Source organism: Candidatus Arthromitus sp. SFB-mouse-Japan, assembly GCF_000270205.1.
In the GTDB taxonomy this organism is placed as follows: domain Bacteria; phylum Bacillota; class Clostridia; order Clostridiales; family Clostridiaceae; genus Dwaynesavagella.
Genome location: NC_015913.1, coordinates 83,791 through 109,693, shown reverse-complemented (window position 1 = coordinate 109,693; position 25,903 = coordinate 83,791). Strand labels below are relative to the sequence as shown.

The following is a 25,903-nucleotide window of genomic DNA, read 5'->3' as shown; positions in this document are numbered from 1 at the left end:
TTGTTAATTATTTATTATACATATGTTAATTTTTAGTGAATTTTTAAATTTCATGAACCTTAAGCATATTTGTATGACCTTTAAAATTTGCGGGAACACTTGCCGAAACAACTACTAAATCGCCATCTTTAAAGTTATACTCTTTTTTAGCCTTATCTACCGATAAATCAATTAACATATCTGTATTATCAATTGTCTCACTTATTGTTTGAGTATATACGCCCCAATAAATAGACAACATTCTAGCAACCTTTTTCATTTGAGTTATAGAAATAATAGGACACTCCGGCCTAAATCTAGATACAAACTTCGCTGTAGCACCAGACTTTGTGCAAGCAAGTATAGCCTTAGCACCAACTTCATTTGCTGTAGTACAAGAAAATAATGCAATCGTATTAGGTACATCTTTATATTCTATTTTAGATAATTTCTTCTGAAGTTTCCCTTCATAATCTAAACTCTGTTCAGTTGTAACTATAATCTTATCCATTATTTCATACGCCTCTAATGGATATTTACCATTTGCAGTTTCTCCACTCAACATAACTGCATCGCTACCATCATGTATAGCATTAGCTACATCCGAAGCTTCAGCTCTCGTGGGTCTTGGATTCCTAATCATAGAGTCAAGCATTTGGGTTGCAGTTATTACAAATTTTCCTCTATCATTACATTTCTTTATAATTAACTTTTGCCAATGAGGCAAATTTTCAATAGGAATCTCAACTCCCAAATCACCTCTAGCAACCATTATTCCATCAGAACTATCTATGATTTCATCTATATTATCAAGTCCCTCCTGGTTCTCTATCTTAGATATGATTTTTATAAAATCTCCTCCATTTAAATCAAGAAATTTCCTGATTTGTATAACATCATCAGATTTCCTTATAAAAGAAGCAGCAACATATTCAACATCATTCTTTATACCAAATAACAAATCATTCTTATCCTTTTCTGTAAGTGCAGGCAATTTTATCTTAGACTTTGGTAAATTAACACCCTTGTTACTTGAAATCTCACCAGAATTTAAAACAATACAACTTATTTTACCATCTTCCACATCTTCAATTTCAAGGGCTACTAAACCATCATCTATAAGTATTTTACCTCCAACTTCTACATCTTTATAAAGATCTTCATAAGTAACAGAACATCTGGTTGAATCACCAACTATATCCTCCTTTGTATATATAACAAATTTATCTCCCTGATTTAATAAAACCTTACCCTCAAATTTCTTAGTTCTAATTTCAGGTCCTTTTGTGTCAAGCATTATACCTACATTTTTGTTTAATTCCTCACTAATTTGCCTAACTAATTTTATTCTATTACCATGCTCTTCAAAATCACCATGGGAAAAATTGAGTCTCATGACATTCATTCCCTTTTCAATCAATTCTCTTAAAATATCATATTTATCACTAGCAGGACCTATTGTACATACTATTTTTGTCTTCCTCACTTTAAAAAACTCCTTTCAAATCTTAGCTTATACCAATTTATTAACAAGATCATATAAATCTTTATTAAATTTCTTCTCAATCTTTAGAGCTTCCTCTATATCCATATCAAACACTGTATTTTCTTTAACACCTATAACTTTTGCACAAACTTCATTGCTCAAAAGAGTATCTACAGCTTTTCTTCCCATTACAGATGCTAAAACTCTATCGCGTCCAGTCGGTATCCCTCCACGTTGTATATGTCCAAGAACTGTCGCCCTAGTATCAAGTCCTATTTTCTGTTGTATATACTTTCTAAGATCCTCTGCATTCCCTGCCCCTTCTGCTAAAATTATTAGGCTATGAAGCTTTTTATTTTTCTTAGACTCTAATATAGTTTTACATAATCCCTCACGATTAAAAGGATACTCAGGAACAATCACCGCTTCAGCGCCACCAGCAAGAGCTGAATATAATGCTAAATCTCCGCAATTTCTTCCCATAACTTCAACAATACTAACTCTCTCATGAGAACTTGATGTATCTCTCAATTTTCTCACAGCATCCAATATTGTATTAAGAGCTGTATCAAATCCAATCGTATAGTCTGTGTAAGGAAGATCATTATCTATAGTTCCAGGTATACCAACTGTAGATAAACCAAACTTTGATAACAAATGAGCCCCAGTAAATGATCCATCACCACCTACAACCACAAGTCCATCAACATTATGACTTTTTAATATCTCATAGGCCTGAGCTCTCACTTCTTCTTGTTTAAACTCGAGACATCTTGCAGTTTTTAAGAATGTTCCCCCTCTATCTATAATATCAGAAACGGATCTTCTACTTAAAGATTCTATTTCACCGTGTAAAAGTCCATGGTATCCTCTATGTATTCCAAGAACCTCTATATCTTTACTTAAAGCATATCTCACAACCGACCTAACAGCTGCATTCATTCCTGGAGCATCTCCACCACTTGTTAAAATCGCTATCTTTTTCATAATAATTAAACCTCCAATATATAGACATTTATTTAGTAATAATTACCTTTACAAATTCCTGTGAAAATACTTTGTTCAGCTCACAAATAAGACTATTACTTAAATTAACACCATAATCATTCACTCTAAAAACCTTCTTTCCCTCCAAGGAATACAAATTAACATTAACATGTCCCCTATTACTAATTAAAATATCCTTAGCCTTATTAAAAGAATTTGTTATCTCTTTCAAGCTTTTACATAAAATATACAACTTAAACCTATCATATTCTTCAATTCCTATTATCTCATTTACTATAATTTTAAATACATCATCATTTTTTTTAAACACACCTTTTATTATAACAATACTATTATCATTTATTAAATAATTAAATTTTTCATATACCTTAGGGAAAACAACGCACTCTATTGAAGAATACTTATCTTCAACATATAAAAAGCACATCATAGAATTATTTTTAGTTATAATTTTCTTAAATTCTCTCACTGATCCACCTATTACAACCTCATATCCATCATTAATTTTCATATCATCATCATAAAAATCAGAAATAGAATTTGTACAAACTTTATCTAATATTTCTTTGTACTTGTGTATAGGATGTCCAGAAATATATATGCCTAAAACCTCTTTTTCAAATAAAAGATTCTTATCACTATCATCATATAAATCATCACGATTATTTAATTTAAATGTTTTATCATCTTCCCTGCCAATTAATCCAAATAAATTCATTTGACCTTCTAAATTTTCTCGAAATTCTTTAGATATTCCATCAACAATCTTCTCAAAATTCATGAGAAGGTATGACCTAGAAATATTAAAAACATCTAATGCTCCTGATTTTATAATACTCTCTATGCCTTTCTTATTGATTGAACATTTTACACAAGCCTTAAAAAAATCATACTCATTCTTGAACTTTCCATATTTTTCTCTATAATAAACGATTTTTTCACATGCACCTTCTCCTAAATTTTTAATAGCTGACAATCCAAAATATATATATTCACCCTCAACTATAAACTTATTGTGACTATTATTTACACATGGAGGAAAAATCTTTATATTCATACTTTCTCCAAATCTTATATAATAGCAAACCTTATCCATATTATTTATAACGCTATTTAAAAGTGCACATATATATTCAGATTTATAATACCTCATTAAATATGCAGTTTCATAAGCAATAATCGCATATGCAGCAGCATGACTCTTATTAAAGGCATAAGAGGCAAAATCTACCATCTGATCAAAGATTTTATGAGCAATTTTTTCATCAATCCCATTATTTACGCATCCTTTTATTATTTCTTCTCCATCTTTATATCCATAAACAAATTTCTTCCTCTCCTTTTCCATCTCCTCATGCTTTTTTTTGGCCATAGCACGTCGTACAAGATCGCTCCTTCCCAAAGAATATCCAGATAACTTCTGAACGATCTCCATTACTTGTTCCTGATAAACAATAACTCCATATGTAACATTTAATATATCTTCAAGTTCTTTTGTTAAATATTTTATATCTCCAATATTATTTTTATTTTTTATGTAATTTGGTATCTCATCCATAGGCCCTGGTCTATATAAACTAATGCCTGCTATTATATCTTCAATAGAATTAGGTTTTAATTCCTTCATAAAACTAGTCATTCCAAATGATTCGAGCTGAAATACTCCACAAGTTTTGCCATCTCCAATCATATTAAATACATTTTGGTCATCAAAATCAATATTGTCTAAATCTATTTTAATCCCTTTATTTTTCTCAATAATCTTAATGCAATCGTTTATCACAGTTAAAGTTCTAAGACCTAAGAAATCCATCTTAAGCAGTCCAAGCTCTTCAAGATTTGCCATAGGAAATTGAGTTACAAGCATATCGCCATCTTTTTTTACGGGTATTAAATCCGTTAAATTATAAGGACTGATAATAACACCTGCAGCATGAATAGATGTATGTCTAGGAAGACCTTCAAGCCTCTTTGATATATCAATCAACTTCTTAACTCTAAGATCATTATTATATAAATCATTTAATTCTTTATTATAAAGAAGCGCTAAATCTATAGTTATATTTAACATATTGGGAACCATCTTAGCTATTTTATCAACCTCACCATATGGGTAATTCATAGCTCTTCCAACATCTCTAATACAAGCTTTTGCAGCCATTGTACCAAAAGTTATAATATTAGACACATTCTGATCACCATACTTATCTCTTACGTAGCTAATGACTTCCTCTCTTCTCTCATTACAAAAATCGGAATCTATATCTGGCATAGAAATTCTTTCAGGATTTAAAAACCTCTCAAATATTAAACTATACTTTATAGGATCAACTTTTGTTATATTAAGCACATATGCAACGATAGATCCAGCAACACTTCCTCTTCCAGGTCCTGTTGGTATCGACTTTTCCATGCAAAATTTTATAAAATCCCACACAATTAAAAAATAATCAACAAATCCCATAGAATTTATCAAATTAAGTTCATATTTAACCCTATCTACTAATTTTTTCTTAGTATCTGTAATATTTTTACCTATCTCTTCTTTTAATATTTCAAACTTAGAGTCATCTAAAATATCTTCAATTTTAAATATTTCAATCTCATGTGAAAATTCATCATATTTATTTATGAGCCCAAGATAACATAGCCTCTTTAAATACTCAAAAGGCTCAAGTGAATTATCCATAATATATTTTGGAGGCATATTCTCATGAAATTTATACTCAAAATTGCATTTATCTCGTATTTCAATGGTATTTAAAAGTCCATCCATATAATTAGGAAACGCTTCATACATCTCATCTTTTGATTTCAAATAAAACTGATCACCATGGTATTTCATTCTTCTTTCTTCATCTACATTGCTACCTGTTTGTATGCAAATAAGCACATCATGGGCATTTGCATCATCTTTTTTTATGTAATGAACATCATTTGTAACAACGAGTTTTATATCAAGCTCTGATGAAAATTCCAAAAGCAAATTATTAACCTTTTTTTGGTCCTCTATCCCATGATCTTGAATTTCTAAATAAAAATCTTCCTTAAATATTTCTTTATATATAATTGATAAATTTTTCGCACCATCTATATCATTTCTTAAAATATATTTAGAAATTCCACCACTCAAACAAGCACTAAGTGCAATAAGACCCTCTGAATGTTCTTTCAAATATTCTATATCAACCCTCGGTTTATAATAAAATCCTCGGATAAAAGAGTCACTAACTATTTTTAATAAATTTCTATATCCAATCTCATCTTTCACAAGAAGAACTAAATGACTAGTGAAATTATCCTTGTCTGCATTCTTTATATCCATAGATTTATTCGCAACATAGATCTCACAACCAATTATAGGTTTAATGCCATACATTTTACATGCTTTATAAAATTCCAAACATCCGTACATAACACCATGATCTGTTATAGCAAGAGATGTCATACCAAGTTCTTTCGCCCGTTCAACTAAATTTCTAATCTTACATGAAGAATCTAACAAACTAAACTCTGAGTGTACATGTAAATGAACAAAATCATTCATACCAAATTTCCTTAATCAAATAATATATAATTGAATTTTACCACATATAATAAAAATTAAAAAACCCAAATGGAAAGAATAGTCCACTTGGGTTTATAATTTACAAAGATAAATTTATATTATATTTCTTAAGCCACATATTAATTTGTATTAAATATGCCATAAGCTGAGGCCCTCTCATAAGTTGACCAAACCAAGGTTTCGTATAAGAATTTCCTCTACTCTCAATTAATTTCCTAACACTTTTTTCATCTATAATCTCAAAAATAGGATTAGATTTATTATCCAAAATATTTGATAATTCATTTACTACAAGATTAGTGTATATAGCACTTTGAGTTTTAGGGTAAGGACTCTTTTTTCTATCTATTATAGAATCTGGTAAAAATTTTCTACTTACTTCTCTAAGTATACCCTTCTCTCTTCCATTTAGGAATTTAAATTTAGCAGGAATATTATAAGAAAATTCAACAAGCTCTCTATCTGCAAAAGGAACTCTTATCTCCAAACTATTTGCCATACTCATTCTATCTTTCCTATTTAAAAGAGTTACCATAAACCACTTAACATTAAGAGTAGTCATCTTTCTTATTTTTGCATCAAGTTCACTATCACTATCTAAAATACAAACATCCTTTAAAGTTTCATCAAACTTATTTTTAATATAAGAATCGAAGTCTAAATTTTTAATCTTATCATTAAAAAGTTCTTTCCTTATACCCGAAAATCTATTCCAAGGGAACTTATTTAACTTCAAATCTTCTTCATTTAAATACCAAGGATAACCTCCAAATATTTCATCTGCACATTCTCCAGATAATCCAACGGTACCATAATTTTTAATTCCTTTACAAAATAAGTACAAGGAAGTATCAATGTCAGCCATAGAAGGAATATCACTTGAATAAAGCCCATCTTCTAAAGCATAGAATAAATCTTCATTTTTAATTGTAATAATTCTATTATTCGATTTTATAGATTCATTAACAACTTTAACAAAATATTTATCACTTGTAACTTCAAACTCATTACCCTCAAAATCCTTATCATAATCTACATAATCTACAGTAAATGTATCTAAAATCTTACCTTCTTTGTTAAATTCATCTGATACTACAGCTGATATAAGAGATGAATCTATACCTCCTGATAGAAAAGAAAAAATCCCCCTATCTGATACCATTTGCTTCTTTATAGCATTTTCAAGCATTAAAGATAATTTTTCTTTTGTATCTTCGAGAGTCAAATTATGTTCCTTCGACTCAAGTCTCCAATATTCTTTAAGTGTTATCCTATCTTTATATATAAATAAATAATGTGCAGGTGGTATTTCCTTTACGTCTTTAAATATACCTTCTCCAAGACTACGACTTGGTCCTAAACCCAAAAGATCTAATATCCCATCACCACAAACTATAGGACTAACTTTAGGATGTTTTAACAAAGACTTTATCTCAGATCCAAAAATTAAATATCCATCTTTAAAACTATAAAAAATGGGCTTAACTCCCAACTGATCTCGAGCCATAAATAAACAATTCCTATCTTCATCAAATATACAAAACGCAAATATACCATTTAATTTACTCACACACTCTTCTTTATAGTGTATATAATTTATTAAGACAACTTCTGTATCAGAATAAGTATAAAAACTATAACCTTTACTTACCAAATCATCTCTAATCTCATCAGTATTATATATTTCACCATTATAAACAATCGTATATTTATGAAAATTTACAATCCTTTGCATTGGTTGTTTCCCACCATTAGGGTCAACTATAGATAACCTTCTATGTCCCAAAACCACATTTTTATGTTTATAATAATCAAATTCATCTGGTCCTCTATGATAAAGCGAATCATTCATCATTAATATATTATTAAACTCACTTCTTATATCCTTATTAAAATTGGAAAATCCAGTTATCCCACACATATATTTCTCCTAATATATTAGAATTTAATTTATTGATATTTTTATGTTATGAACATAATTAAATTTTGATACAAAAACGCCATATTTAGTTTTTCTAAATAGGGCGAATAACTTATTTATTATATTGATCTATAAATTTATCTATAAAATCCAGATTTATATCTTTGTAAATATTCCAAACTTCAATATGTGTAATATAATTATTAGTGCTTAACTTATATATAGGAGAATTACTCTTCATTTCTAAATAATTAGTAGTAATTAAAGATTCATACTTACACCCCATGTTAGGATACTCATAACAACCCTTAATCTCATCAAATTCTTTAACAAACATCTCATTATTATTATAGTATAACACATACCTTAAATCAGTATTTACACCCATTCTAAATCTATCACATATATTTTCATTAACCTTCATAGCAATATACTTATCTCCTAAATAAACTCTAGAATCTTTAAGATTTGAATATGGCCAAAAAACTAATGACTTATTTGGTACATCTCTATTATTCCCAATACTAAATGGAATAATCTCTATTCCTCCATTTCTAACTACAGTGTTTGAACATATTGCTATATTTATATCAAACGCATTCAAAGATAGTATTTTATGTATTACTTTAATCTTAGTAGAATTCTCATAAAATATTATCTCAATTACTCTTCTTATTTGGGTCCACTTTTCTATATTTTGAATCAATCTAATACCACTTGATATTCTTTCATACGTTATACCTTGATTATCAATAAAATCAACATTTTGATCTATTTGTGGTATATAACTAAAACTATGCCCTCCTCCTATTATGTCTCTGCTATCATTATCTATCAAAATATCCTCAAATTGATTATTACCATTCACATACCCATATTTTACAATTCTTATAGTATTTTCCATAAAAACAATCACTTCTACTAAATTATTTGTAATCCTTAAACAATTATTATAATTTTTATAATTAATCTCTGCAATATTAACTTTTTCCATAACCACACCCCAAAATCAAACTAATAGTTAAAATTTAAACGCCATATTTATCTTCTAACTCACTAGCAATTTTCTCTATCTTTTTTAATCTATGAAGTACCCCAGATTTGCCAATAGGTGGATTTAAATATTTGCCAAGTTCACCAAGTGGTGCCTCCTTATATTTTAATCTTACCATAGCAATTTCTTTAAGCTTACTAGATAACTTATCTAAACCAATATATTTATCAATATACATAATAGCTCTAACTTGTTTTACAGATGCTATTATAGATTTATCCTCATTAGCTTGAATACAATTCTTAAGTCTATTCTTATTATTAGTATACTCTTTCAATACTCTAATATTTTCAAATTCTAGTACAGATCTATGCACCCCTATTACCTTTAAAAACTGCGATATACTTTCTGCTTCCTTTACATATATAATAAACCTATCTTTTCTTTTTATCATCTTACTCTTAATACAAAAAAAATTTAGCACTAAATCTAAGAAATATGATAAATCATAATTATACAAACAAAATTCTAAATGATAACTATTATTTGGATTAATAATGCTCCCACATATCAAAAATAATCCTCTAATAAGGTAAGCTCTATCAATTATTTTATTTTCAATAATTAAATTAATATTATGTTTAAATTCTCCATTATCAACATACAATAACAACTTATACATATAATAACTCTTAAATATATATGTATTTGACTTTACATTATCTTCATTTACACTATAACCAAATCCATTAATAATATTAAGCATATTATCCAAGTAATTAACTAAAAGATGATTATCTATTCTTACAGTAATCTCGTTATTATTTATAGTATACCTTGTACCATAAACCACACCCATTAATTCACTAACTGCTTGTTTGTATGATCTAAAACAGTTCTCAAGTATCTCAGTTTTAACAAAATATGAAAAAGTCATTATACCACCTGTTACTTATTTGAAATCATGATTAATAATATTCATTATAATTTTAGATACTTTATCTTCATCATGTCTTATAAAACCATTTTCTATTTTTATCAAATTATCCTTAACTATTTTTACGTTCATATTCTCAAATTTCTCATAATCACAATATACAAGCTCAGAATTTTTAATCTTATATCTTTTCTCATATTCTCTAGATAATTTGCCATCATTTACAATAATATAATCTAGTTTTAAAATATCCGTATTATAAAATATGCTTTTAACATGATCATATAGAGTATAACCCTGAGTTTCACCATATTGAGTCATAATATTAGCCACATAAATATGCTTTCCATTATTTTTGTTTATAGAATCACAAATTCCTTTTATCTTTAAATTAGGCAATATACTTGTATATAAACTTCCTGGTCCAAAAACAATAGCATCAGCATTTAATATTTCATTAATGCAATCATTTATAGGTTTTGCATCACTAGGTATTATTGATATTTCCTTAATATTGCTATTATATTTTATTACCTCTTCAGGAATTTTAGATTCACCTCTAACAATAATTCCATTATGTAGTTTAGCTTCAAGAACTATATTCTCATTAGTAACAGGTAATACCTTACCTGTTATAGCTAAAACATCACTTATAGCCTTTATTGCACTCTCAAAATTATTAGTAATTCCTATCATAGCTGCTATAAATAGATTCCCAAAACTTTGATTTTTTAGATTACCATCACTAAACCTATATTTCAAAAGTTCTTCCATTATAGGTTCTGTATTTGCAAGTGCTATCAAACAATTTCTTATATCCCCAGGTGGTAATATCCCTAACTCATCTCTTAAAATCCCAGATCCTCCACCATCATCAGCGACAGTAACTACTGATGTAATGCAATTGGTAAACTTTTTAATTCCCCTAAGAATTGTCGGAATGCCTGTCCCACCTCCTATAACCACAACTTTAGGATTATTGCAAAATTTATTAAATAACTCCACCTTATAAATCTCCCAATTTTATGTTTTAATTAATATTTTTACTAACATCTCTATGCTCTACAATAACCTTATAATTTTTATAATTATACAAAATATTATATAATTCTTCTGATATAGCAACAGATCTATGTTGTCCTCCTGTACATCCAATCCCAATTGTTAAGTGTTTTTTGCCTTCTTTTCTATAATTTGGTAATAAAAATTTTATAATATCTTCTAACTTTATCAAAAATTCCTTACACACGTAATTTTTTAATACAAAATCCCTAACTTCCTTATCAATTCCTGTTAACTTTTTTAGATTTGCTACATAAAATGGATTTTCTATAAACCTAACATCAAATGTTAAATCGCATTCTAAAGGTATTCCATATTTATATCCAAAAGAAACTATTTGTACTATAAAATCATTCTCTATATACTCTCCACATATAAAATCTCTTACTCTCTTTTTCAATTCCTGTACTTTTAAGTCCGAAGTATCTATAATTAAATTAGACTTTTTCCTAAGAAATTCTAATTTTTTCCTCTCTTTCAATATTCCACTTAAAATCTTACCATCATAAGATAATGGATGTAACCTTCTAGTTTCCTTAAACCTTCTAATTAAAATTTCATCAGAACAATCTAAAAACAATATCTTATAAATTATAGAATTATTTTCAAACCATTCTAAAACACTATCTATATAATCAAAAAATTCCCTGCCCCGTATATCTATAACAAAAACAAGTTTAGAAACATTACCATTCGTCTGTTTACATAATTCACCAAATTTTTGTGCAAATTGTGGTGGCATATTATCAACACAAAAATAATTTAAATCTTCAAGTTCTCTAATTACTTGAGTCTTCCCCGCTCCTGAAAGCCCTGTAACTATAATAATTTCCATCCTAATCCTCTCCAACAACCTTTACTTCCATCTCTAATATAACATTAAATTTATTGTATACCTTGTCTTTTACTATATTTATTAATTCTAAAACTTCACTAGTTGTGGCATTTTCATTTCTTGTGACAATAAATCCACAATGTTTCTCAGATACCATTACATTTTTGTGTATATAACCTCTAAGACCACAATCATCTATAAGCTTTCCTGCAAAATAACCTTCAGGACGTTTAAAAATGCTTCCTGCTGAAGGATACTCAATAGGTTGTTTCAATTTTCTTTTGTACATTAATTCCTTCATTTCATCGTAAATTTCTTCTTTTCTACCCCTTTTTAAAGATATATCACAACTTATAACTAAATACTTATTTTTCATTATTGTAGTTGTTCTATATCCGAACTCCATATTTTCCCTAGATATATAAAATACTTCTCCATTTAAATCAATAACCCTAACTCCAAGTACAATATTACTCATTTCTCCACCATATGCTCCCGCATTCATATTTACAGCGCCTCCAATAGTTCCAGGTATTCCACAGGCAAAAGCAAATCCAGATAGTGAGTTGTCTTTTGCAATCGTAGCTATATCTGATAAACTTGACCCAGATTGAGCTCTTATTATATTATTCTCGACAACTATTTTATTAAATTTAGTTAGATTTACCACAACTCCCCTAATACCCTTATCCTTAACTAAAATATTAGATCCACACCCTAGAATAAAGTAAGGAACTTTATTCTTTATAATACATTTTATAGATTCTATAAGTTCTTCTTCAGTTGATGGAAAAATCATAATATCGCAAATTCCACCTAATTTAAAAGTTGTATGTTTTTTCATCAACTCATCCATCCTTATTTTTTCAGAGGATAAAATAAATTTTAACCGTTCTAATAAAATCTTATAATCACTATACATACAAATTTTCCCCTTATAATTAAGTCTATCTACTCTTATTAAAAAACTCTAATATCGATTCACTTGCTGATTTATTCATGCTTGGGACCTTTAAAAGCTCATCTATTGATGCCTTTTTAATAGCATCAACACTATTAAAATACATCAAAAGTTCTCTCCTCCTTTTACTCCCAATATTAGGTATTTCATCTAGTATAGAACCCAAACTTCTCCTATCTCTTAAACTCCTATGATAAGTTATAGCATATCTATGAACTTCATCTTGCACTCTTGTAATAAATTTAATCAATGTACTTGAAATATTCAACTCTTGATTTTTATATACAAGTCCCCTAGTTCTATGCCTATCATCCTTAACCATTCCACAAACAGGTAAATTTATATTAAACTTTTCAAGAACCTCTTCTACCGAACTAATATGTCCACGTCCACCATCTACTAATATCAAATCTGGAAATATACAAAATTTCCCATAAGTATGCTCTAATTCACCTTCCTGTATACATTTAATTTCTTTCAAGGCATGCTCAAATCTCCTATTCAATATTTCTTTCATACTTTTATAATCATCAGAACCTTGTACATTTTTTATTTTAAACCTTCTATACTGAGTTTTATTAGGTATTCCATTATTAAATACAACCATGCTACCAACTGAATCAAATCCGCTTATATTGGAAATATCATAAGCTTCAATTCTATCTATCTTAAATTCTAAACCTAAAACATCTTTAAGTTCATCCAAATACTCACTCTTTCTCTCAACTGAACATAAATACTTATTATTCTTAAATTTATCGAGCATAATTCTTGCATTTTTCCTTACTAAATCAAATAACTCTTTTTTTTCACCACTCTTTGGAGATTTAAAATAAACTTTCCTTTTAGATTTTATATTAATCCATTTCTCTATATTATCTTTATCTAAAAACTCTGGTGAATATATATAATTGGGAATTTGAGTGGTGCCTCCATAATAACTCTTAATAAACTGTTCAATTATATGTTCATCATTATCACCCATAATATTTTCAAATATAAAATGCTCTCTTCCAACTACTCTTCCATTCCTTAGAAAAAATATCTGTACACACGCTTCATTATCATATCTAAAAATATTTATATAATCTTCAGAGTTCTCTCTCCCAGAAAAAATGCTTTGCTTCTCAAAAATTAGTTTTATACCCTCTATTTTATCTCTTATACTCATAGCCTGCTCATACTCCAAATTTTCAGAGTGTCTAAGCATTTGATTCTTCAATAAATTTAAAATAGAGTCTTTACTTTTACCACTTAATATATCAATAATTTCTTTTATCATTTCATTATATTCAATTTTTGATATAAGTCCATAACAAGGTGCTTTGCATCTCTTAGTTTGATAATAAATACATGGTCTACATGATATGACTCCATCTTTTATATGTATTTTACAATTTCTTATTAAAAAATAACTCTTAACAAGTGATATTATCTCATTAACAGAATTCATAGAAGTAAAAGGACCAAAATATAAATTTCCATCTTTTATATAATTCTTCGTAGAAAATATCCTTGGAAAATCCTCATTTGTTGTTATCTTTATAAATGGATATGTCTTATCATCTTTAAGTAAAATATTATACTTAGGCTGATACTTCTTTATCAAACTATCCTCTAATATCAATGCTTCTATCTCATTTTCGGTTACTATGTATTCAAACTCTAATATATTTTTTACAAGAGATCTAGTTTTTTCTGAATGATTCTGAGTTTTTCTAAAATATTGCGAAACTCTTTTTTTTAAATTCTTAGCCTTACCAATGTATATAACATTCGTATTGCTATCTTTCATTATATAAACCCCAGGAGATTCTGGCAAAATACTAATATTATACTTTATATCAAACACATAAACACCACCTAAAACTCACATATTACTCAATCAATTCAATCGCTTTTTTCATAACATTAGAAGAAATCTCAGATGCAATTCCTCTACCTTCTCCTCCACCTTCAACTACTACTGATATAGAAACTTTAGGATTATCATATGGGGCAAAACCTATAAATAAAGAATGAGGAACACCATCTTCATCTCCATTTTTATAATCTGCAGTTCCCGTTTTTCCAACTGCCTTAATAGATGAAAATTCACTTATATGAGATAAATTATTCTCAACAACGCCCCTCATATATGAAGATATAATAGATGCAGTCTTACATTTTATAGGCTTAGATAATATAAACTTTGAACACTTGTTTATAATATCTCCATATGAATTTAATACTTCATCTACTATGTAAGGCCTCATCATAATACCATTATTTGCAATCGCACTCGATATTAAAGCAAGATTAATCGGAGTAACTAATATAGACCCCTGACCAATTCCAGTTTGTGCAATAAGTCCAGTCTCATGATCATTTAATTCCGGAAAATAACTATTAGAAACATTTAACCCTTTCAAATCCAAATCCCTATTAAAATAGAATCTTTCAGCATACTTTTTAAGTTCACTATTTCCAAGTTCTAACGCTAAATTTCCAAATACAACATTACTAGATCTTATAAAGGCATCCTTCAAACTCATCTCTCCAAAGGCTATCCTGTTTTGATTATATAATTTATCTACTCCATTAAAATCAATAAAACCATCATCCTTAAATTTTCTATTAAGTGCACCATCAATATTTTCTATAGATGAAGCTGATGTTATAACCTTAAAGGTAGATCCTGGTGGATACTTACCGTTTATCGCTCTATTATACAAAGGAGCAGTCCCTTCCATTATCAAACTATCCCAAATCTCATTTAAATTATTTGGATCAAACGATGGTTTACTCACAAGAGCATAAATCTCCCCAGTTTTAGGATTCATAACAACAATAGCTCCCTTATTATTTCCTAAAGATTCATATGCGTAACTCTGAAGTTCACTATCTATAGTTAATTTAACATCACTACCATGTACATCCTCATAACCAAAAAAAGATTTGATACTGCTTATAAATCCTCTTGGTTCCCTCAAATACTCATCCATATCATTTTCAATTCCAGACATCCCATATTTAATATCTGCATAACCTATTGGATGTACTAAAGCCTCACCATAAGGATAAATCCTTTTTTGTCCATCTTCAGTTGTGTACGCTACCACATTTCCATCTCTATCTAAAATTTTCCCTCTGATAAACTTAGATCTTTCTTGTGATATTCTTTTATTTAAACTATGATTCGAATAATATGTAGATCTAAATACCAAAAAATATATTAAAGAAGATATAATAACTAGGAATAAAAACGAAAACATAAATGATATTATTTTCAAGTTCTTATTCATAAAAAATCACCTTCTAATAATTTTTGCATAATACCAAACATAATAAACATGCTTATAATTGAGCTCCCTCCATAACTTATAAAAGGTAGTGTTATTCCAGTTAAAGGTATTAGATTCAACACTCCTCCCAAAATAATTGTAGTCTGAAGTGCAATTATTATATTAAACCCAACCATAAGAAGCTTACTCTCATCCTTAGCTTTCATTTTCATACTATTTTTCATAACCTTAATAAAAAATAAAAAATACAACAAAGTTATAAGTATACCTGTAAATATACCAAGCTCCTCTACAATAGAAACAAATATATAATCAGTATAATTGACAGGTATAAGCTCTAAATTACCTCGATATAATCCCCTTCCTAAAAAACCTCCAGATCCCATAGCAAAAAATCCTTGTAAAACCTGATATGTCGTAAAATTAGGATCACTTTCAGGATTTAGCCAAGCATGAATGCGAACCCTTACATGAGGAAAATTAATATACGCAAGTACTCCAAGTATTAAAGTAGCTATAATTATAATTAATAAAAACTTATATTTAGAGGTTCTTATATAATACATAAGCATGCTTAAAAAAATTATAATAATAGCTGTACCCAAATCCTTTTGAAGTATTAAAAATATCAAACTAAATAATATCAAAAATATAGCCATATATTTATCTATCTTATCCCTGTTATTTCTAAGTATAGATGAAAGATATAAAATTACAAAAATTTTACCAAATTCAGAAGGCTGAAATGTTATACCAAAAAAAGAAATCCAATTTTTAGATCCATTTATGTATTCCCCAAATAAAAAGGATAAACTCATGAGTACAAGAGATAAAAAAAAGTATATCCATTTAAATCTAACAAACTCATGTATATTTCTCCCGAAAAACATAATAAGCAAGTAGAATATATATCCAAACAAAAATAATATACACTGTTTAAAGGCCATAGCTGGATTTATTCTATATATAATAGTGAGCCCAAGCAGGACAAATAAATTCACAATTAAGTTTAAAGAACTATCCACTTTAAATACTAAAAATTGCAATAAGGATACAATAGATATGATTAATATGTACGATATTGATATAAAGCATAGATAAAAATCTATGCTCCTTTTACCTACAAGTAAATTTAAAAATACTATAATAGATAAGATCAGGTTAAGTACAAAGTATAGTTTCTTTTCATTTACGTTTTCTACCATCTTCACTCCCCATAATCCAAATTTTTATAAAAAATCCTAATATCAAAAATTCTCCAAATCAAAAATCATTAAATATATAATTTTTTATGAGCGTCAAAACTATATAAAAAATCAAAAACACTCCACATATAGATATACCTTTTGAAATTAATTCCCAAAAATTCATATATAAAATCCTATTCAATGTTCAAATATTTCCTTAAATATTTACCTGTATAAGACTTCTTTACTAAACAAATTTCTTCTGGTGTACCCTTAGCTATAATATCTCCACCTAAAGATCCACCTTCAGGACCTAAATCAATAATATGATCAGCATTCTTTATAACATCTAAATTATGTTCTATAACAATTACAGTATTCCCATTATTAACCAGCATATGTAAAATTTCTACAAGCTTACTTACATCATATACATGAAGACCTGTTGTTGGTTCATCTAATATATAAAGAGTTCTACCAGTACTCTTTTTAGATAACTCATTCGCAAGCTTAACTCTCTGTGCTTCTCCACCTGATAATGTAGTAGAACTTTGACCAAGTTTTATATAAGATAATCCCACATCATTCAATGTCTTTATCTTATTATATATTTTAGGTATAGATTCAAAAAATTCCATAGCCTCATGTACAGTCATGTTAAGAATATCAGATATATTCTTATCCTTGTATTTAACTTCTAGTGTTTCCTTATTGTATCTTGTACCCTTACACACCTCGCAATTCACATATACATCAGATAAAAACTGCATCTCTATTTTTATAACTCCATCACCTTGGCAAGCCTCACATCTTCCCCCTTTAACATTAAAACTAAACCTGCCCTGCTTATATCCTCGAACCTTTGAATCATTTGTTGTCGCAAACAATTCTCTTATATAATCAAATACTCCTATATATGTAGCTGGATTTGATCTAGGAGTTCTCCCAATAGGAGACTGATCTATATCAATTATTTTATCTATATTTTCTATACCTTTTATCTCTTTAAATATTCCAGGCTTATCTTTAGAATTATTTAATTCTTTATTTATCCCTTTATACAAAATCTGGTTTACAAAAGTACTTTTTCCAGATCCAGAAACCCCTGTGACTAAAGTTAATGTCCCAAGTGGTATATCTACTGAAATATTTTTTAAATTATTTTCGCTACAACCCAAAACTTCTATAAATTTACCATTACCGCTCCTCCTACACTCTGGAACTAAAATAACTTTTTCCCCTCTTAAATAAGCTCCTGTTATAGAATCCTTACAATCTAGAATTCCACAATAATCTCCTTGATAAACAACATCTCCTCCCTGATCTCCTGCAAACTTACCTATATCTACTATAAAGTCCGCCTCTCTTATAGTATCTTCATCATGCTCGACAACTACAACACTATTCCCAATGTCTCTTAAATTTTTAAGAGTCTCTATGAGCTTATCATTATCTCTTTGATGAAGACCAATACTTGGCTCATCTAAAACATATAAAACTCCAACTAAACTTGATCCTATTTGTGTTGCAAGTCTTATTCTCTGCGATTCACCACCTGAAAGAGTGGAGGCTGTTCTAGCCAAATTTAAATAAGATAATCCAACATTGTTTAAAAAAGATAGTCTACTCCTAATTTCATTAATTATAGCTTCTGATATAATTTTATTTTTCCCATGAAGCTCAATTCCATCTAAGAACTTTATAGAATCTTCTATACTCATACAAGTTAATTCATATATGTTAATTCCATTAAACCTAACAGCTAAAACTTCAGGTTTAAGCCTGGCACCATTACATTTCTCACAAACTTTATTTGACATATATCTTTCAATATCTTGTCTAACATTATTTGATGAACTATCCCTATATCTTCTCTTTAAAATATTTATAATTCCTTCAAATTTATAATTATATGTATTTCCTTCATCACCATACTTAACGCATACCTTCTCCTTCACTCCATTTAATATTATATCTTTTACCTCGTCATTCAAATTTTTAAACGGTTCATCTAAAGAAAAATTATACTTTTCACTCAAAGCCTTAAATATCTTAAAACTCCAACTACTCTCTTTTAAGGCATTTTCTCCAATACTATTTATACATCCTTCTAAAATAGAAAGTTCTTCATTTACAAGTAACTTCTTATCTATCTCAAACTTCCTACCAATACCATCACATTCATCACATTTACCAAAAGGAGCATTGAAAGAAAAACTTCTTGGCTCAAGCTCTGATATACTTATTTGACAATCAATACAAGAAAATTTCTCTGAAAAAAGTATCTCTCCTCTACCCACAACATCAACAATTACAAGTCCATCAGAAAATTTCAAACTACTCTCAACAGACTCAAAAACTCTTCCTCTTGATGAATTCTTAATTACAATTCTATCAACCAAAATCTCTATGGTATGTTTCTTGTTTTTATTTAAATCTATAGTTTCTTCTGATAAATCATAAACTTCTCCATCTATGCGAGCCCTTACAAATCCTTGCATTTTAATATTCTCTATAAGCTTTTCATGTCTACCTTTTTGATTTTTAACAATAGGAGAAAATATCTGAATCTTAGATCCTTCACCAATATCCATTATACTATCTACTATTTGATCTATAGTTTGTCTTTTTATCTCTTTGCCACATTTATAACAATGAGGAGTTCCAGCTCTTGAATATAAAAGCCTTAAATAATCATATATCTCAGTTACAGTACCAACTGTAGATCTTGGATTCCTTGAAGTTGTTTTTTGATCGATTGATATAGCTGGAGATAACCCAGTTATTGCATCAACTTCTGGTTTATCCATTTGACCTAAAAATTGCCTTGCATATGTAGACAACGATTCAACATATCTCCTCTGCCCTTCCGCATACAAAGTATCAAATGCTAAGGAAGTTTTACCAGATCCTGAAACTCCAGTAAATAGAACAAGTTTATTCCTTGGAAACTTAACATCACAATTTTTCAAATTATTAACCCTAGCACCCTTTATCTCAATATATTCCATTATTCCTCCTAAATAAATATAATCTTCTTAATTTCTTTTATCTCATCTCTCAATTCCATAGCACGCTCAAAATCAAGTTCTTTCGCACATTTCTTCATTTCTTTCTCAAGCATACCAATACGCTTCATACACTCATCAAAATCTTTTGGAATATTAATATTAACCTTCTTCTTACTAACTTCATCATTTGATATCTTCGTTGCTTGTATTACTTCTCTGATACCTTTTATAACAGTTTTAGGAGTTATTCCATACTTCTTATTGTGTTCCATTTGTATTGCTCTTCTTCTCTTTGTTTCATCAATTGCCATTTTCATGGACTTAGTTATAACATCACCATACAATATAACCTTACTCTCTGCATTTCTTGCAGCTCTTCCTATCGTTTGGATAAGACTTGTTTCAGATCTTAAAAATCCCTCTTTATCAGCATCAAGAATACACACAAGAGATACTTCAGGTATATCAAGTCCCTCTCTCAATAAATTTATACCAACTAAAACATCAAATTCCCCACTTCTTAAAGATTTTATTATCTCCATTCTATCTATAGTCTTTACATCAGAATGCATATATGTAGTTTTAATGTTTAAATCATTTAAATAATCAGTTAAATGCTCTGCCATCTTTTTTGTGAGAGTTGTAACTAAAACTCTAAATCCCTTTTCTATCGTTTTTATAACTTCCTCATATAAATCATCTATCTGATTTTCAATGGGTCTAACCTCAACCAAGGGATCTAAAAGTCCCGTTGGTCTTATAATTTGATTTACTATAAATTCTTGATGCTCTTTTTCATAATCTGATGGTGTTGCAGACACAAAAACTACTTGATTTATCTTTTCCTCAAATTCTTCAAATTTAAGAGGACGATTATCATAAGCACAAGGAAGTCTAAATCCATAATTAACAAGGGACTCCTTTCTCGATCTATCTCCCGCATACATTGCTCTAACTTGTGGTATAGTAACATGAGACTCATCTATAAACAACAAATAATCAGACGGAAAATAATCAAACAAAGTATAAGGTTTGCTCCCCTTCTCTCTTCCATCTAAAATTCTAGAATAATTCTCAATACCACTGCAATACCCGATTTCTCTCATCATCTCAATATCATAATTAACTCTCTCTTTAATCCTCTGGGCTTCCAAGAGTTTATCATTTTCTTTAAAATACCTAATTCTCTCTTCAAGTTCCAAATTTATCTCACTTATAGCTTCTTCAATCACTCCTTTAGATGTAGCAAAATGAGTAGCTGGATATATAGAAATATGAGCTAATTTAGAAAATACTTTTCCTGTCAAAACATCAAATTCACTTATTTTCTCTATCTCATCTCCAAAAAATTCAACCCTAATTCCAACACTGAAAGAAGATGCTGGGACAATATCAAGAACATCACCCTTAACCCTAAATGTCCCTCTAGCAAAATCTATCTCATTTCTCTCATACTGTATCTCAACAAGTTGCCTTACAACGTCATCCCTATCACGAATCATACCAACTCTTAGATTTACTACAAGCTTCTTATACTCTATAGGATTTCCTAAACCATATATGCAAGATACAGAAGCCACAACTATGGTATCTCTTCTTTCAACTAAAGAAGATGTTGCAGAGTGCCTTAATTTATCTATCTCCTGATTAATAGATGCATCCTTTTCTATTAATGTATCCGTTTGAGGAACATAGGCCTCTGGCTGATAATAATCATAATAAGACACAAAATACTCAACAGAATTATCTGGAAAAAACTCTCTAAACTCCGAACATAATTGTGCTGCTAATATTTTATTATGAGCCAATACTAAAGCTGGTCTCTGTAACCTCTCTATAACATTTGCCATAGTAAAAGTCTTTCCAGATCCAGTAACACCCAAAAGAGTTTGGTATTTATTACCACTATTAATAGAATTTACAAGTTCATCTATAGCTTTAGGCTGATCTCCCATGGGTTTTAACTTTGAATTTATCTTAAAATCTTTCATTTATATATCTCCTAAATAATCTTACAAATCTCTTTAATAACTCTCTTTTCTAATACAATCATAAATTCGTGAAGAACACAAATAATTATCAATGAAAATAAATTTCTTATGAACTCATATAATATCATAACAATCAAACCATATACAAAAACAAACAATCCTGATATAAATTTACTATATTTAAAATCATTTAAGTAACCTCTTCTAAAAAAAATAAAAAATACTATAGGAATATTCCCAAAATACAATGGTAAATAAAGCTTGTTATTATCACTATCAAAATTCAAGCAAATAAATACTCCCTCAAATATATGTAACATTCCAACCAATAAAACTATTGAACCAGCGCACACTTGAATACCCAATAACTTTAAAAACAAATAAGATATAATCCCACTAAATGATATGCATATATACTTATTTATTAAAAAATAATTTAATAAACTAAATAAACAAATTCCTATTAAAACTCTTTTATCTAAAAAATGGAAACCAGTCCTATTAGTCACATCCATAAATACGAGATTAAAAAAAAGTATTAACAAAATGTTTTTACATATTAAAATAAGGTGGCAATAAATTCCCACCTTATTTCTCCAATATATATTAATCAAATTTAAAACAAAAGATATTAAATAAACATATAAAACCATTAACTACTGATATTCTCCTTTAATATCTCTAGAGCCTTTATATATTGTGGATCTAGTTCCCTCATCTTCACATAATCACCATTAGACATTTGTTTATGTCTTAGAATTTCATCTTGAGAATATATAACCTCAACATTAGGATGTATTCCAACTTTATTTATATATTCCTCAGACGGTGTATAATATTTAGAAACTGTAACCTTAACACCACTACCATCTCCAAGTTCAAAAACTCTCTGTACTAATCCCTTACCAAATGTAGTTTCACCAACAAAAATAGCTCTATTATGATCTTTAAGAGCACCTATCAATACCTCTGATGCCGAAGCGCTTCCAGAATCGCCAAGTACAACAATTTCTTTATCCTCTGCTATTCCTTTTTTAGCATTAATAAACTCTCTATTACCATATTTATCATCCATTGAAACTATAACTTTCCCTTCAGGTATAAACTGTGATGCTATATCAACACATTCATTTAAGAGTCCACCTGGATTACCCCTCAAATCTAAAATAATACCTCTATAATTAGAACTAATTAAAGCTTCATTAACACCTTTTGATGAATTTTCATCAAATGAATTTATTTTTATGTATAAAATATCTTCAGTAATTTTTTCATACTCCACAGGCATAACATCTATTTTTTCTCTATTAACATTAAATTGTATATGCTTTCCTTCTCTCTCTACAGTTAAATTCACACTACTGCCTTCTTCTCCTTTTATAAGAGATATCGCTCTATCAATACTATCTTCATAAACATTTTCATTTGAAACATTTATAATATAATCTCCAGCTCTAATACCAGATTTCTCTGCTGGAGAATTCTTAAACACTGATATTATAAATATCTTGCCCTCTTTAGGAGCAACCTGTATACCAATTCCAACGTAATTACCTTTACTCCTTAAGTTAAAATCATAAAATTCATTCTGATCCATATAAACAGTATATGGATCACCTAATGAATCAACCATACCTTTTATAGCACTATCCATCATGTCAGAAGCAACAGCACCACTATATGGATTATAAGTCCTACTTATAATATTTTTAACAAGCATAAGCTTCCTATAATCGGATATATCACCTGAAAGTGCTTTTAATCCTCCTGAAGACAAATAGGATCCAGAGGAAAAATTTAGACCAAATATATAAAACAAAACATTACTAATAAGAAACAACAGTGCGGTAAAAATCACAATTAAACACTTATTGTTAAATACTCCTACATTCTTTTTTGAATTTATCGATGTATCTTGTTTACCATTTGATATATCTTTGTCATTATCATTAATATCCATAAATTCCTCCAAACCAACTAACAACTAATTTTAGTTATTCCCCTATTTATTCCTAAATATTCAAATTATATATATAATAAACTAAACCTTCAAAAACTTTCTTAGTGAAAATATGCTTCCTGCAATACCAACCAATATACCAATTAAGAAAAAATGCATAACTAATTGTATCAAAATAACATTAGGTGAAATTAAATACGAAAATAAATTCCTATCATTTAAGAAACTATATACAGAAAAATAACCATAATATATAATCCCAAGAGAAATAATCGCTCCTATAACTCCTAAAATAATTCCCTCTATCACAAATGGCCATCTTATAAACCAATCTGTAGCACCAACAAATTTCATTATATATATTTCTTTTCTACGAGAATATATAGTAAGTTTAATTGTATTCATTATTAAAAATAAAGAAACCACTATCAAAATAAATGATAAAATAGCCCATGCAATTCTAATAAACGTGGATATCTTAGATACTTCCTTAACAAGAACCTTATCACTCCCGATATCATCAATACCATCAAATCCTTCAACTGCATTCTCTATACGTTCTGATACTTCTGGTGTTTTTATTTTAATAACATATGAACTTGGGAGAGGATTATTATTCTCATCATATCCCTCAATCATCCACGCATAGTCCTTAAGTTGATTTTTAAAATTAATTAACGCCTCTGTTTTACTTTCATAGTATACATCATCTATACCTTCAACACTACCTATAGCATCCCTTATCTGCTGCTGTTGCTCTACAGTTATATTATCCTTTAAATAAACCTTAAGCTGAAGACGAGATTCAACATCATTTACATTCGCAACAATAACATTCATTAGTATTAAAAATATACCATAAATTGTTAGAGTAACAACTATATTAACTATAGTTGCTATACTTATAGTCTTATTTCTAAATAGGCTCTTAATAGCATCAATAGTAAATCCTTTAAAACTTGAAACTTTCATTACTCGTATTTTCCTCTCTTCTCATCTCTTAAAACTACTCCTCTTTCAATTGCCACAACCCTTCTCTTCATTCTGTCCACAATATCCTTAGCATGCGTTGCCATAAGAACAGTAGTTCCACCTCTATTTATATCCTGAAGAAGCGCCATTATCTCAAGCGAAGTATCCGGATCCAAATTTCCTGTAGGCTCGTCCGCTATTAATATCGATGGATTGTTAACCATTGCTCTTGCAAGAGACACCCTTTGTTGTTCCCCACCAGATAATTCGTGAGGAAAAACCTTATATTTATCTGAAAGACCAACTAAACTCAAAACAACAGGAACCCTTTTTCTAATCTCTTTTTCATCAGATTCAACCACTCTCATAGCAAAAGCAACATTTTCATAAACATTTAAATTAGATATTAATTTAAAATCCTGAAAAACCATTCCTATACTTCTCCTATGATGAGGAATATCCCTTCTTTTTATCAAACTTACATCTTTATTATTTATTATAACCTTCCCACTTGTAGGTTTTATTTCCCTTAGGATCATTTTTATAAAAGTAGACTTACCAGCCCCACTTGACCCAACTAAAAAAACAAATTCACCTTGTTCTATAGATACACTAACATCTATCAAAGCTTTTACGTTTTTTTCATATATCTTAGATACCTTTATAAAATCAATCATAACAAATTCTCCTATGTTTATGCTATATACTTAATTATAACATAAATTTTAACACTATATTTCCTAGTTT

The 25,903-nt window shown here is 28.9% G+C and carries 17 protein-coding genes and 2 pseudogenes; all 19 read right to left on the bottom strand.

Annotated features, from left to right (window positions below):
• Positions 1-43: 43 nt before the first annotated feature.
• Positions 44-1,465, bottom strand: a complete 1,422-nt coding sequence (pyk, locus tag SFBM_RS00495) for a pyruvate kinase (protein WP_005807584.1) — start codon at positions 1,463-1,465, stop codon at positions 44-46.
• Between the two features lie 27 nt (positions 1,466-1,492).
• Positions 1,493-2,452, bottom strand: a complete 960-nt coding sequence (gene pfkA / locus SFBM_RS00490; protein WP_005807586.1) for a 6-phosphofructokinase — start codon at positions 2,450-2,452, stop codon at positions 1,493-1,495.
• Positions 2,453-2,480: 28 nt separating this feature from the next.
• The gene (locus SFBM_RS00485) at positions 2,481-6,020 is read right to left on the bottom strand and encodes a DNA polymerase III subunit alpha (protein WP_005807588.1); all 3,540 of its coding nucleotides are present in this window, start codon (positions 6,018-6,020) and stop codon (positions 2,481-2,483) included.
• Between the two features lie 100 nt (positions 6,021-6,120).
• Positions 6,121-7,962 carry an asparagine synthase (glutamine-hydrolyzing) gene (asnB, locus tag SFBM_RS00480; protein WP_005807590.1) on the bottom strand — a complete coding sequence of 614 codons (1,842 nt, stop codon included), beginning with the start codon at positions 7,960-7,962 and terminating at the stop codon, positions 6,121-6,123.
• A gap of 112 nt (positions 7,963-8,074) precedes the next feature.
• A complete protein-coding gene (locus tag SFBM_RS00475; RefSeq protein WP_005807592.1) occupies positions 8,075-8,956 on the bottom strand; it encodes a hypothetical protein in 882 nt (293 codons plus the stop codon).
• A gap of 34 nt (positions 8,957-8,990) precedes the next feature.
• The gene (gene whiA, locus SFBM_RS00470) at positions 8,991-9,893 is read right to left on the bottom strand and encodes a DNA-binding protein WhiA (protein WP_005807595.1); all 903 of its coding nucleotides are present in this window, start codon (positions 9,891-9,893) and stop codon (positions 8,991-8,993) included.
• Between the two features lie 15 nt (positions 9,894-9,908).
• Positions 9,909-10,898, bottom strand: coding sequence for a gluconeogenesis factor YvcK family protein (locus SFBM_RS00465; protein WP_005807596.1), 990 nt, complete (start codon positions 10,896-10,898; stop codon positions 9,909-9,911).
• 25 nt (positions 10,899-10,923) lie between these two features.
• Positions 10,924-11,790: an RNase adapter RapZ gene (rapZ, locus tag SFBM_RS00460; RefSeq protein WP_005807598.1), complete on the bottom strand. Its 867-nt coding sequence runs from the start codon at positions 11,788-11,790 to the stop codon at positions 10,924-10,926.
• Position 11,791: 1 nt separating this feature from the next.
• Positions 11,792-12,712: a UDP-N-acetylmuramate dehydrogenase gene (murB, locus tag SFBM_RS00455; protein WP_014017794.1), complete on the bottom strand. Its 921-nt coding sequence runs from the start codon at positions 12,710-12,712 to the stop codon at positions 11,792-11,794.
• A gap of 25 nt (positions 12,713-12,737) precedes the next feature.
• Entirely contained in the window at positions 12,738-14,603 is a 1,866-nt protein-coding gene (uvrC, locus tag SFBM_RS00450) for an excinuclease ABC subunit UvrC (RefSeq protein ID WP_005807603.1), read from the bottom strand.
• Positions 14,604-14,628: 25 nt separating this feature from the next.
• A complete protein-coding gene (locus SFBM_RS00445) occupies positions 14,629-16,035 on the bottom strand; it encodes a peptidoglycan D,D-transpeptidase FtsI family protein (RefSeq protein WP_005807605.1) in 1,407 nt (468 codons plus the stop codon).
• Positions 16,032-17,240, bottom strand: a complete 1,209-nt coding sequence (locus SFBM_RS00440; protein WP_007439898.1) for an FtsW/RodA/SpoVE family cell cycle protein — start codon at positions 17,238-17,240, stop codon at positions 16,032-16,034. Before SFBM_RS00440 ends, SFBM_RS00445 begins: the two co-directional genes overlap by 4 nt.
• A gap of 176 nt (positions 17,241-17,416) precedes the next feature.
• Positions 17,417-20,236, bottom strand: coding sequence for an excinuclease ABC subunit UvrA (gene uvrA, locus SFBM_RS00435; RefSeq protein ID WP_040055343.1), 2,820 nt, complete (start codon positions 20,234-20,236; stop codon positions 17,417-17,419).
• Positions 20,237-20,241: 5 nt separating this feature from the next.
• A pseudogene (locus SFBM_RS08275) lies at positions 20,242-20,304 on the bottom strand (UvrB/UvrC motif-containing protein); the annotation flags it as partial.
• 12 nt (positions 20,305-20,316) lie between these two features.
• Positions 20,317-22,224 (bottom strand): annotated as a pseudogene (gene uvrB / locus SFBM_RS00430) (excinuclease ABC subunit UvrB); the annotation flags it as partial.
• Positions 22,225-22,235: 11 nt separating this feature from the next.
• The gene (locus tag SFBM_RS00425; protein WP_005807612.1) at positions 22,236-22,877 is read right to left on the bottom strand and encodes a hypothetical protein; all 642 of its coding nucleotides are present in this window, start codon (positions 22,875-22,877) and stop codon (positions 22,236-22,238) included.
• Complete coding sequence (locus SFBM_RS00420; protein ID WP_005807613.1) at positions 22,877-24,184, bottom strand: S41 family peptidase; 1,308 nt, start codon at positions 24,182-24,184, stop codon at positions 22,877-22,879. The genes SFBM_RS00425 and SFBM_RS00420 overlap by 1 nt, the downstream gene beginning before the upstream one ends.
• Before the next feature lie 81 nt (positions 24,185-24,265).
• Positions 24,266-25,156: a permease-like cell division protein FtsX gene (gene ftsX, locus SFBM_RS00415; RefSeq protein WP_005807614.1), complete on the bottom strand. Its 891-nt coding sequence runs from the start codon at positions 25,154-25,156 to the stop codon at positions 24,266-24,268.
• Positions 25,156-25,833 (bottom strand): cell division ATP-binding protein FtsE, encoded by a 678-nt coding sequence (gene ftsE, locus SFBM_RS00410; protein ID WP_005807615.1) that lies wholly within the window; start codon positions 25,831-25,833, stop codon positions 25,156-25,158. The genes ftsX and ftsE overlap by 1 nt, the downstream gene beginning before the upstream one ends.
• Positions 25,834-25,903: the final 70 nt, after the last annotated feature.

What these genes read in the sequence shown, in the direction of transcription:
- rapZ (WP_005807598.1), bottom strand. Translation starts at nt 11,790, where the DNA reads ATGGAAATTATTATAGTTACAGGGCTTTCAGGAGCGGGGAAGACTCAA.
- ftsE (WP_005807615.1), bottom strand. Translation starts at nt 25,833, where the DNA reads ATGATTGATTTTATAAAGGTATCTAAGATATATGAAAAAAACGTAAAA.
- pfkA (WP_005807586.1), bottom strand. Translation starts at nt 2,452, where the DNA reads ATGAAAAAGATAGCGATTTTAACAAGTGGTGGAGATGCTCCAGGAATG.
- SFBM_RS00425 (WP_005807612.1), bottom strand. Translation starts at nt 22,877, where the DNA reads ATGGTTTTATATGTTTATTTAATATCTTTTGTTTTAAATTTGATTAAT.
- ftsX (WP_005807614.1), bottom strand. Translation starts at nt 25,156, where the DNA reads ATGAAAGTTTCAAGTTTTAAAGGATTTACTATTGATGCTATTAAGAGC.
- SFBM_RS00420 (WP_005807613.1), bottom strand. Translation starts at nt 24,184, where the DNA reads ATGGATATTAATGATAATGACAAAGATATATCAAATGGTAAACAAGAT.
- whiA (WP_005807595.1), bottom strand. Translation starts at nt 9,893, where the DNA reads ATGACTTTTTCATATTTTGTTAAAACTGAGATACTTGAGAACTGTTTT.
- SFBM_RS00475 (WP_005807592.1), bottom strand. Translation starts at nt 8,956, where the DNA reads ATGGAAAAAGTTAATATTGCAGAGATTAATTATAAAAATTATAATAAT.
- SFBM_RS00440 (WP_007439898.1), bottom strand. Translation starts at nt 17,240, where the DNA reads ATGGTAGAAAACGTAAATGAAAAGAAACTATACTTTGTACTTAACCTG.
- asnB (WP_005807590.1), bottom strand. Translation starts at nt 7,962, where the DNA reads ATGTGTGGGATAACTGGATTTTCCAATTTTAATAAGGATATAAGAAGT.
- SFBM_RS00485 (WP_005807588.1), bottom strand. Translation starts at nt 6,020, where the DNA reads ATGAATGATTTTGTTCATTTACATGTACACTCAGAGTTTAGTTTGTTA.
- SFBM_RS00445 (WP_005807605.1), bottom strand. Translation starts at nt 16,035, where the DNA reads ATGAATAAGAACTTGAAAATAATATCATTTATGTTTTCGTTTTTATTC.
- murB (WP_014017794.1), bottom strand. Translation starts at nt 12,712, where the DNA reads ATGTATAGTGATTATAAGATTTTATTAGAACGGTTAAAATTTATTTTA.